This is a genomic window from Cupriavidus sp. 05T42 (assembly GCF_056396345.1).
In genome coordinates this window covers 1-10,748 of record NZ_JBFTLH010000041.1, presented here as the reverse complement: position 1 = coordinate 10,748, position 10,748 = coordinate 1, and the positions used below count along the sequence as shown (strand labels likewise).

The following is a 10,748-nucleotide window of genomic DNA, read 5'->3' as shown; positions in this document are numbered from 1 at the left end:
CGGTCGACCGTGCGGCCGACGTTGTTGCCGGCGTCGTATTGGATCGTGTTGAACGGACCGCCGATGGGACTCGACCCGGACGCGCCGGACGGCTGCCGCAGCTTACCCGAAAGTTGGTACGTGAAACTTCGCGTCAGTCCATTGCCGTCTGTCACCTGAGTGGCATTAGTGCTGTAACTGAATGTCAGCTTGTCGACGCCACCCGCGTGCTCTTCGCTGGAGACGTATCCGTTGCCGCTGAAGTTGTATTTATAAGTTGCAAATTTGTTGCCTCTTTCGTCTGTGATACCCGTTAATGCCCCGGGGAGATACGCCGACAAGCCCGGAGTGTCGTCTCCATGGTGATAGCGTCTGACGGTCTGATCTGGCCATGTGACCGTGACACTGCGATCCGTGTTGTATGCGTAGTGAATCTCCGCGCCATCGGGACCCTTCACAGTGGCGACGCGATTCTTCGCGTCGTACGAAAACTCAATAGCTTTACCGAAGTTGTTCTGCACCCTTGTGAGTAGCTTTGAACCTCCACCTGACGCGGACGTTGTCGCGCCGCTGCTATACGTCAGGGTTGAAGTCCAGCCATTTCTCTCCTTGATGCCAAGCAACCGTCCGTCTACATCATAGGTTTCAATGGAGTCGTCGGCCGCGGTAAAGTATTGCCACGCTCCAATGCCGCTCGGATCGGGGTCGGGAATGATTCTGTCGTGGGATTGCTTGTCCGCCTGTGTCCACCCTGCACCATCAGGAAGGAAAGTCACGCGCTTGCCGTCCATCCGTGTCGCCACGATCGTGGGCGACGGGTCGTCTACGCGGGGAACATCCAAGCGCCGCATCCACGTGTGTGACCAGTTGTAGCCGATCGTCCCGATGGAGGTAGCGAGCGCCGGGCTGTCCGCGCGATGGAATCGTTGAAAAATGAGTGGATGAGGTCCCGCAGTCTGGAGATCAGGCGGTTCCGTCTGCGTTTTTTGCCCGGTCAATGGCGATACAGGATTTCCTACGGGGCACGCATTCGCCGTCTGCTGCGGCAGATCCGGGCACTGGTCGTCAATTGCGATCCCACTGCGAGGGAAATACTGAGTGTAGCTTCCCCGCAATGCGTTGATACAGACCTGAGTCAGGCTAATGTATTGGCCGAGAAACTCCCTTGCGTTGGGATCTTGCACGGGGCGACCGTTGTACAGAGGCTCACACCAGTATCCACTGGGACGCTTCTCGCCAAAACGATAAGTATATTGCGGGCCCGCCATCCAATAATCGTAATTGGAGCACGCAGCGTCTTGGCTCGTATGATAGGGGCCGTAATTTCCTTGATACGGCGTTTGCCAGCGCCATACCGGCGGCGACGCCTCCGCTATTTCCCAGGAAAAAATGATCAATGCTGCAATCGCAAGCAGCCAACGCGACTTCCCTGTCGAAGTCAATGTATTGCGTTCTTCACACCTGCAATAAGTACCGCTTATATCACTAACACTCTATAAGTACCGCAGGAAGATTCGAACGGCTGCATTACGTCAGACTGCGGCCGTTGATGGCGGGATATCTCAACGGCTCAGGAGGGTCGGGCAGCGACCGCTGCCGAAGGCGCAAACTGGATCTCCCTTCACCTGAAAGGAGATCGTTATGGATACCCTAAACTCTCCTGCTGCACCTCGCATACCTTGGAACAAGGGCAAGATCACGGGTCAGAAGCCGCCATTGAAGCTCAAGGAAATCTGGGCGATCCGCACGAGGCTCCAGATGTCTGCGAACGCGCGCGAGCTGGCGCTGTTCAACCTGGCAATCGACAGCAAGCTCCGAGCTTGCGATCTGACTCGACTCCTTGTTCAAGACATATGCCACGGCGGCTATGTGGCTGCCCGCGCAACAGTGACCCAGCAAAAGACCCATCGTCGTCAGCGAACGACTGCTTTGTGTCGAGCGGTAGCGCCTCGGATTGCCTGGTCGCGCACTCAAAGATGTGCCGCTGCGCGACGACGACAGGCAGCCCCACGGATTCTCGGCTAGTCTTTCATTGGATGATACTTGCCCCAACCAAAGAAATCGTTATAAATCTGTGCAGCTTCGTTATAGCTATCGGCTTCGAATGTCTTTAGCAGCACTGGCTTACCTTCGAACAAATGCGCCTGTTTTTCGAATTGCCCCTTCTCGATAAGGGTGGTCTCGACACTACTGTCGATGTCAGAGACGGCCTGCCAAATTTCGTAGATCTTGGTCATTTGCATCACCCTTTCATGGCACGAAAGCCATGCCCTTCTGTACCTCGATGTCAACTCGTTCGCTACCATTGACGGCCGCAACCTCGTCATTTCGGAACGTCTTCTTTGTAGGACCAGTTCCCCCGCCGCTACTGGCGTTCAGAACAAACCTCTTAGCTCTCGCCAAAGCCTGTGAGCGCGCCTGATACTGCTTCTTGGTCATGCGCCCTTCCAGAGCCTCCAATTTCGCCAAGCCAKAGGCGGCCGTAAGCGGGTCCGCTTGCGCCCACGCCTCAACATCGCCAGCTCCCTCATCCGGATAGCCAGGCCCTTGCCCCTGAATCCGTCCTCGGTGATCGGTTTTCGGACTATTTCCCGAACACGCTTCAATCAGTCGTGTCGTCCAAATTGCCATCCATTCCCAGGGCTTCTTCCCCCCGAGGTTCGGGGCGAGGACGTCCCATGGACTCGGTGTGTAGGTGCCGGGAATCGACATCGATGCGCCCACAGCCGTTACTGGCCCCTGCACTGCTTGCGCATGTGCCGATCCGAACAGCCAGTTGAACAGCTTCGCGATCCAGCCCATCCATGCGCTGAACGGATTGGTCCCCGCACTTTCTGACGATGTCCTGGCCAACGCGAATTGTTGCGCATCCGGATCGGGAATAGTGAGCGACTGTCCATTGAGCAAAACATCAATGAGCCGGTGCGCTGCGTCGTAAGTGTAGTTCGTCACGTCTCCGTTAGGACTGGTCACCTGGACTTTCTGCCCGATTGCGTCGTACACGTATGTTGTAACGTTGTCGCCATACAGGTACTGGAGCACGCGACCTCGCTGATCGTAGACATACTTGACTGTCACGCCTTCCAGATCGACCGCTTCGAGGAGGCGCCCGGCGGCATCGTATTGCACTGCCCGCGACGCTTTACCTGTTCCGTCAGCCGCAGACGTCAAGTTGCCTTGTGCGTCGTAGCTGAAAGTCCACTGCTGGGTAATCGCCCCATCGACCTGCTCGGTCAATGCCGTCATTAGCCCGTTGGTGTCATAGCCATAACTGTTGCTGGACACCGCGCCCGACGCCGCTGCGTTGAGCCCGAGACTGCCATTCACGTCGGCGGTGGAAAACCAGCCATGGGCGGTCATTTGACCCATCCCGTCGTAGGTGAAATAGTCCACCCGACTCGGCGCCGCAATCTTCAGCGGAAGGTTCCATGTCGGATGCCACTCGGTGGTCGTGGTCTTCGCGTCGACGTTGCCGTAACCCTCGATGCGTTGGGTTTCCCGGCCGAGCGCGTCGTAGCTGTAGCKGGTTTCCTTGTCCGCAAAATCGGACTTGCTCGCGACATTCCCCGTCGCGTCGTAGGTCACCGCCTTGGCGATGTCCCCGCATGCTGGACAGGCGGCCGAGGCGCCCGTAGCGCGCAGCACGTTGCCTTGCAATTCCGAGGTGAAGGTGCGACTGGTGCCGTCCGCGGTGGTGACCGACGTCTGGCCGTTGCCCAGGAAGCTGAGCTGGTACTTGTCAACGCCACCGGCGTGTTCGGTACTATCGGCGCGGCCGAGCGAGTCGTAGCCGTAGGTCGCGAACCGAACGCCCTTCTCATCGGTGATGCCGGTCAGCGCCCATGGGAACCGCGAGTCTTCGTAGTGGAACTGGCGGCGCATGCCGTCGGGCCACTGGATGCCATTAAGCATCAGATCCGTGTTGTACTCGAACAAGGCCAATTCAATACCCTGCCGCAGTATTCTGGAGATTCGCGCATCCGCACGGTAGTTCAGCTCAAGTACTCTCCCGGAGGCATACTGAATCTTCGTCAGCAATCCACCATAGGGTGCGACAGAAGTTGGCGTACTGGCATCGCTGTATGTCAGATATGACGCGCTCCCATTGAGATACTTGACGGACAATAGTCGGCCACCAGAGTCGAACTCGAAGGTCTCATCATTTGGCAGACGATACTGCCAGCGTTTGCCTACACTACTTGTGGCCGCGACTTCAGTAAGCCTTCCTGCCTGGCTTGGCGGCAAGTTGCTTTGCCATACCGAACCGGCCAGAGTGAATCGCTCCCCCCTTCCATCGCCTCGCACTGCGACAACTTCGTACGATATGTTTTGAGCCACTTTGATCTGAAGCTGAGCCTGCCAACGATGAGTCCATCCAAAGCCGAAACCTCCTCTCGGAGCCACGGGAAGTGCTGAGGAATAGACGATGCTCTCTTCAGAATCGAGGACTGTAGATACCCTGTTCAGTCCAGTACCAGATTGCAGGCCGTCGCAAAGTGGACATGTCCCATCAGTAACCTCGCCAATTGGAACGCCGCTAAAAGTCGCTGGACTGCCGCGCGATATGGGACATTGCTTGTCTGTGACGCCAGAATTTTTAAATGTATGGTCAGCGCAAACATCTATTTGTATGGCGATCAATCCAGAAACGTTATTGCCTGTATCCGATTTTTTAAATCGGCAGCCATCAATCGAATAAGGACCCATCTGCGGATTCACATACTCGACTGGCTCGATCACGCTGGGCTGAAGAGGCTTGACATTGGCCAAGGTGCAGAGTGCCTCTTTCGTGAACTCAATTGGCTTTCGTCCCATTAGGGCAGTGGAAAATGTATAGCCTTGGACGGGGGCTTCGGCATACGCCCCGGTTGCGCAAAGTCCCAAGTAGAGGAATGAGAAGGCGTAAAGCCAGTTCCGGGGGAAAAACTTGATAAGCATAGCGACMCTTTCATGTGCACTTCGGCTGAGCGACGATGAAGCGGGTCGAGTATACTTTGGGTTACTTGAGGGCGAATTTCGTGCGATTCACATCTGATGTAAATGCGTCTTACAGCATCATCGTTCACTGAACACCGCTCGTTTCCTGCGGCTTCATTGGCTGCGAGCCCCGCTAGAGGGTCACCGATCAGAAAGGCATATCCGTCCCAAAAATGGGCAGCGTCCCGGCACCTGGATGTGGCATGGACAAACAGTGCTTCCGAGCGGCTGAACCGTGTCTGATTGCTGCCATCAGTGTCGGGATAGCCGAACGACGCAGAAGGGTCGGACAGCGACCGTTGCGAAAAGCGCAAACTGGATCTCCCTTCACCTAAAAGGAGATCGCCATGGACACCGCAAACTCTCCTGCCGCACCTCGCATACCTTGGAACAAGGGAAAGCTCACGGGTCAGAAGCCTCCATTGAAGCTTAAGGAAATCTGGGCAATCCGAACTAGGCTGCAGATGTCCGCGAACGCGCGCGATTTGGCCCTATTCAACCTGGCAATCGACAGCAAGCTTCGTGCTTGCGATCTKACTCGGCTGCTGGTCCAAGACATATGCCACGGCAGCCACGTGGCTACACGCGCAACAGTGACGCAGCAAAAGACACATCGGCCGGTGCAGTTCGAGATCACCGAGCAGACACGCGAGAGCGTCGATGCCTGGATACGATTGCGTGGCCTGCGTCCACCAGAGTATTTGTTCCCGAGCCGACTCCACGCCTCGGCGCATCTTTCGACGCGGCAGTATGCCCGGCTAGTTCACCGATGGATAGCTTCGATCGGGCTCGATGATTCGGCCTATGGAACACATACCATGCGGCGAACGAAGGCTTCGTTGATCTACCGGCGAACGAAAAATCTCCGCGCCGTGCAGTTGCTCCTCGGACACACGAAGATCGAGAGCACCGTGCGATATCTCGGCATCGAGGTTGACGATGCCCTTGAGATGGCGGAGCAGACTGAAGTTTGATGAGATCGGCCGGCGAGCGGGCGCTTGCCGGCCAACAACGGCCGTCCGAGGACCGACTATCAAAGCGGACATCCGAACTTCGGGTATCCGCCTAGATAAGGATGGCATGTCCGTGCCGTGCAAGCAGAGGTTTCTTTCAAGCCCGAGGTGAGTCGTTTGGTTATTTGATCTGAGTACCGGCCCACTGCGATAATGCCAACGAGCTTACCCGGTGAGCCGTTGCCAACGTCGGCACGCTACCCCCCGGAAGCCTACGGAGGACCGCCGTGTCGCTTGAGAAGACCAAGAAGCAACTAATCGAACTGCTCGAAAACGTCGATAACCAAGTCGTCGCTTTGTCCGGTAAGTGGGGAACGGGAAAGACCCATCTTTGGAACGAGGTCAAGGCGGAATCCCAAGATGTAAAGATCAAGAAGGCGCTCTATGTATCGCTGTTCGGCCTGTCGAGTATTGATCAAGTCAAGCGCAAGCTAATGGAGGGGGCTTTGCCGGACGCGGCGGTGGGCGGCGGCAAGCTTGAGGTCCTTAAGAACCTGTTCACGAGCGGGGTGAAAGCCGCGGCCACCCACTACAAGGCGCTCGCAGCCATCAACGACCTTAACTTGCTGCTCGTCGCGCCACTCGCTTTGAGGGAGAGGGTGATCGTCATTGACGACATCGAACGCAAGCACGCGAAGCTCGGGATCGACGAGATCCTCGGCTTCATTGACGAATATTCCAAGGAATTCGCAACTCGGTTCGTTCTCGTTCTTAACGATGACCAGCTTGCGACAGAGGGCGAGCAGCGGATGCTTTGGACCACGTTTCGAGAGAAAGTGATCGACCAGGAGATCAAGCTCTCGACGACACCAGATGAAGCGTTCTCAATCGCGATCAAGCTCCAGGCATCGCCCAAATACGAGGCAATGCTAAGACCAGCCATCATCGCGTGTGGCCTCACGAACATTCGGATTATTGGGAAGGTGATTCGGGCAGCGAATCAGATCCTCGCGAATAGGGACCTGAGCGACTCGATTCAAGCGCGAGTCGTGCCATCGATGGTTCTCTTCGGAGCTATTCATTACCGAGGGCTGGAGGATGGTCCCGACTTCCAGTTCGCTTTGAACGTCGGAAATCCGGAGTGGTCAACGTTCCTTCGTGATAAAGAAAGCGAGCCCACCGAAGAGGAAAAGCGCGAAGACCGTTGGCGGATGCTCATGAGCGAACTCGGCATCAACTGCTGCGACGATTTCGAGAAGGTGCTCGTGGAGTTCCTGGAATCCGGCCTTTTCGAAAGTGAAAAGGTCCAGGCTATCATCGAACGTTACGTTGGCGAGGMGCAAACCATCGAGGCTCGACAAAGTGTCCGCAACTTCATCCGGAAAGTAATCTGGGACCACCGGGCGGCCGATACGGATCTCATTGCCGAAGCCGCCGGTTTCCCGGCCGTCGCAGGCTTGCTCGATCCATATGTCGCTACGGAACTCCACGGAGTTCTAAGCGAATTGGATGGCGGACAGCATTTGGCTGAGCAGGTGATCCAAGCCTGGATTGCGGCGTTCCGGGCTCGTGGTGGCTCCGCTCCGGAAGACGACAACAACCCGTTTGGCAACCCCTTGCATCCTGACATTCAAGCCACATTCGACAACGTCGTCTCGCAACAACAGGCTCAGGCAACCGTGGTAGAGGCCTGCAACCACATCATCGAACACAGTGGGTGGGGCACGTTGCAAGAAGTTGCCATGAAGCGGGCGACGGCACACGATTTTGAGTCGGCCATCCGAGAAATGAGCATCGACGACTTGCCGAAGTTCATGCGCCGCATGATTCAGATGCGACTCCAACGAGGCACCTACGATCAACACTTCGGTCACGCAACGGACCGCTTCATCGAGGCGTGCCGAGCGATTGCGAACGATCAGAGTCCCGAATCAGCGCGACTGCGCAAGCTGGTGAAGAGGTTGTTCGCCAAAACGGCGCTGGCCATCGAGCTTGAACCCGCACAAGCCGATCAGCCGGCTGGCGACGCCGAGAAGCCTTAAGCAGGGAAAACAGACGAGACATCGGTCCTTAAAACTCGATCGAGAGCAATAGGTCGACAATATCCTCTGCCCCCCGCAAGCCCTGACCAGGCCGCGCCGAGGGCAGAGTGCGGCCAGTAGGAGTCATTCGCTTAGGGCGGCCACTGCGGAACGAACTTTCAGCGAAGGCCGCATCGCCTACTGACTACCGTCCCCAACTTCCAACACCCCACTTCGCGACATGTCATTGCTGAGACGGCCTCTGCTAAGCTCGATCCGACAATTTGAATTACTTGCCTTTGCACGACAATTGGATGAATCAGGCTGTCGCAACGCGTAACTCCTTACGGGAAAATAATGGTCACGGAAGCTGCGCTCAAACTACTCAGGGCCAAGGTCCTCGACGATATGGCGCAATACATGGCGGATTTCCGCACGCCGCCCAAAGGAACTACCGTTGGCGAGCCATGGGGCATCGAGAGAATCTCGCAAGAACTCGACAAAATGCGCAACTTGCTTGTCGAGCCGTATAAGACCCGATATGACTGCGACGACGCCCTCATACCGGCCCAGGACCGGCTGCCGAAAGGCGAACGGAAAGCTTACGTTGTCGCCGAAGACAGTTGCCATCGACTCTTGTTCGATGAGGATGCCGGTGACTTTGTCCTCGTTAAGCAATCGGCCGACGGCACGTGGTGTTCATGGGGCATCCGCGGAGACGCTTCGAGCTCCTTCCTTGCCCGATAGATACATTTCTCCCTATTGATTTCCCGGAATGCACTACGCCGGCGCGCGAATTAAGGCTGAAGCTAGCGGGATCCATTACTTGACTAGTGCGCCCCCTTGGATTGACGAAAGTCGCTTGAGAGTCGGCAATTGCCTCCGGCACCCGCAACGCATCGAGGGCAGCGACCGGCCAGAAGCAGCCATTGCCCATTTGGTCGGCGAGCGACTGCTGTGCAGTCACAAACTGACACTGACTTGGGCGCCAACATTGGTCCAGAATGCCCGGTCGCGAAACMCCTAGCCGTCAAGCGCCAACGGATGATCAAGCCGGCGCGAGCGCACCTAGCCCAACGCCCGAACGTAGTCGTCAACGGACTTAATGGCTTGCAGATCAATACTCCTGCCTTCCCTTTTCGCTCGTTTGATAGCTAGTTGGCCCAGATAGTCCAAGTCCTCGCTCGTAATCGACCAGGCTCCGATGTCTTTGCCGAATTGGTCTTCCGGACGTAGCAACCCAGCGGATACTCTCAAAGCACTGGCCACTTCGTGCCAAAGCTCCAGAACGCGAGCTTGAGAAATACCGCTATCGGCGTAAAAACGGGAATACAAAGCATTCTCATCCAGGATCTCTCTTTCTTGGAAGCTCATTGACGTCCTCTTTCTCGATTTGGCATTCAGCCAGATGGTCCCTATGGTCACCACCAACGCAACAAAGCAGAAGATGAATACTTTCATAGTCGTTTCAGTGTGAACAGGCACTCATTGCACAGTCTGCCGCGCAGTACCCTTCCATTCCAGCAAGGTAGATTCCGTAGCCAATCCAAACCGGAGAGACAACTCGGCCAACGACCCTTGCCGCACCTCCGACAGTTCCGGCTCCCCCTCCGCCCAAACCGTGCGCTAGTGCGCTTGGCACGGTCGTCATCCGACTGGCGCCGCCGAGACCTCTGGGTAAACCTACCATTGCCTTCGGAAAGGTACCGCCAAGTCCAGTAAGGGCAACCTTAAACTCATCGMTGAGTGGGTCATAGGCACGGATGCAATTCGCCAAGCAGTCGAGAAACGTTTGCTGACATCCKGTACCGTTGCATCCTGGCGCCCCCATTGCTGGCGCCTGGGGCACGGGTATTCTCTGAACAGATGATTGCGCATGCGCGTTGCCCACAAGCGCTCCGAGCCAAGACTTGATCAAACTCCACATCCGCTGCCATATTCTCGCGCTCTTCACATTGCCTGAGTGATCAGTTGTCTKAGCAGTGGAGAACGGACTAATGGTACTGACCGTTTCGGTTACTTCCGGTTGCAGTAAAAATGCCCTTAGGTGATGTGCATCGTCATATTCATAGCCGATGTAGGAGCCCTCCGGTCCGCGTACCGCCGTCAGGAACCCCAGTGCATCGTATTCATATCTGACCGTCTTTCCGGCGACGTCATATCGCATGATCTGTCCACGAGAGTTGTACTCATATTGCTGATGATTTCCATCGGCATCTATGGCCTCCAACACTCGGCCTGCAGAGTCATATCGCAATGCTTGGCCAGTTTTCCCCTCTGGGGTCGTCACACTCGATAGATTTCCCAGTGGATCATAGGTAAAAGCCCATTGACCAGTGGCGTTTCCATCGACAGATTCCACTGTCGACGCAAGAAGCCCTTGCTCGTTATAGGTCCATATGGACCTGGCGATCGATCCTGCTGGTGCGCCGCTCGTGCCCTGGCTTCCGTTGCTGTCCGACGTTGGATACCGTGCGTAGCTGGTTACGCGACCGTTCGCATCATATTCAAAGCTATCGATCCTGCCTGGTGCGGCGGCTTTGATAGGTAGGTTCCACGTCGGATGCCACTCAGTCGTCGTGGTCTTCGCGTCGGCCGTACCGTAGYCCTCKATGCGTTGCGTTTCGCGGCCCTGCGCGTCGTAGCTGTAGCGGGTATCGCTGCCGTCACGGTCGACCGTGCGGCCGACGTTGTTGCCGGCGTCGTATTGGATCGTGTTGAACGGACCGCCGATGGGACTCGACCCGGACGCGCCGGACGGCTGCCGCAGCTTACCCGAAAGTTGGTACGTGAAACTTCGCGTCAGTCCATTGCCGTC

The 10,748-nt window shown here is 56.5% G+C and carries 7 protein-coding genes and 2 pseudogenes; 4 read left to right on the top strand and 5 right to left on the bottom strand.

Annotated features, from left to right (window positions below; translation table 11 throughout):
• Positions 1–1,247: DUF6531 domain-containing protein (locus tag AC1EJR_RS27090; protein ID WP_477147843.1), on the bottom strand; the 1,247-nt coding region annotated here is incomplete at its 3' end.
• A gap of 373 nt (positions 1,248–1,620) precedes the next feature.
• Between AC1EJR_RS27090 and AC1EJR_RS27085 the strand changes: the two are divergent.
• A pseudogene (locus AC1EJR_RS27085) lies at positions 1,621–1,890 on the top strand (site-specific integrase); the annotation flags it as partial.
• A 110-nt stretch (positions 1,891–2,000) separates the two neighbouring features.
• On the opposite strand, the gene AC1EJR_RS27080 reads toward AC1EJR_RS27085, so the two are convergent.
• Together AC1EJR_RS27080 and AC1EJR_RS27075 are read right to left on the bottom strand one after the other, a co-directional pair.
• Positions 2,001–2,216: a hypothetical protein gene (locus AC1EJR_RS27080; RefSeq protein ID WP_477113924.1), complete on the bottom strand. Its 216-nt coding sequence runs from the start codon at positions 2,214–2,216 to the stop codon at positions 2,001–2,003.
• Between the two features lie 13 nt (positions 2,217–2,229).
• Positions 2,230–4,917, bottom strand: a complete 2,688-nt coding sequence (locus AC1EJR_RS27075) for an RHS repeat domain-containing protein (RefSeq protein ID WP_477147842.1) — start codon at positions 4,915–4,917, stop codon at positions 2,230–2,232.
• A 386-nt stretch (positions 4,918–5,303) separates the two neighbouring features.
• Here AC1EJR_RS27075 and AC1EJR_RS27070 point away from each other — a divergent pair, with 386 nt between their 5' ends.
• The 3 genes from AC1EJR_RS27070 to AC1EJR_RS27060 all read left to right on the top strand — a co-directional run bounded on the left by AC1EJR_RS27070 (position 5,304) and on the right by AC1EJR_RS27060 (position 8,677).
• Positions 5,304–5,930, top strand: a complete 627-nt coding sequence (locus AC1EJR_RS27070) for a tyrosine-type recombinase/integrase (RefSeq protein WP_477113922.1) — start codon at positions 5,304–5,306, stop codon at positions 5,928–5,930.
• Between the two features lie 266 nt (positions 5,931–6,196).
• A complete protein-coding gene (locus AC1EJR_RS27065; RefSeq protein WP_477147841.1) occupies positions 6,197–7,951 on the top strand; it encodes a P-loop NTPase fold protein in 1,755 nt (584 codons plus the stop codon).
• 336 nt (positions 7,952–8,287) lie between these two features.
• A complete protein-coding gene (locus AC1EJR_RS27060; RefSeq protein ID WP_477113920.1) occupies positions 8,288–8,677 on the top strand; it encodes a hypothetical protein in 390 nt (129 codons plus the stop codon).
• 321 nt (positions 8,678–8,998) lie between these two features.
• Here AC1EJR_RS27060 and AC1EJR_RS27055 read toward each other — a convergent pair whose 3' ends face one another.
• On the bottom strand, positions 8,999–9,391 hold the full coding sequence (locus AC1EJR_RS27055; RefSeq protein ID WP_477113919.1) for a hypothetical protein: 393 nt from the start codon (positions 9,389–9,391) through the stop codon (positions 8,999–9,001).
• A gap of 7 nt (positions 9,392–9,398) precedes the next feature.
• Positions 9,399–10,748: pseudogene (locus AC1EJR_RS27050) on the bottom strand (hypothetical protein); the annotation flags it as partial.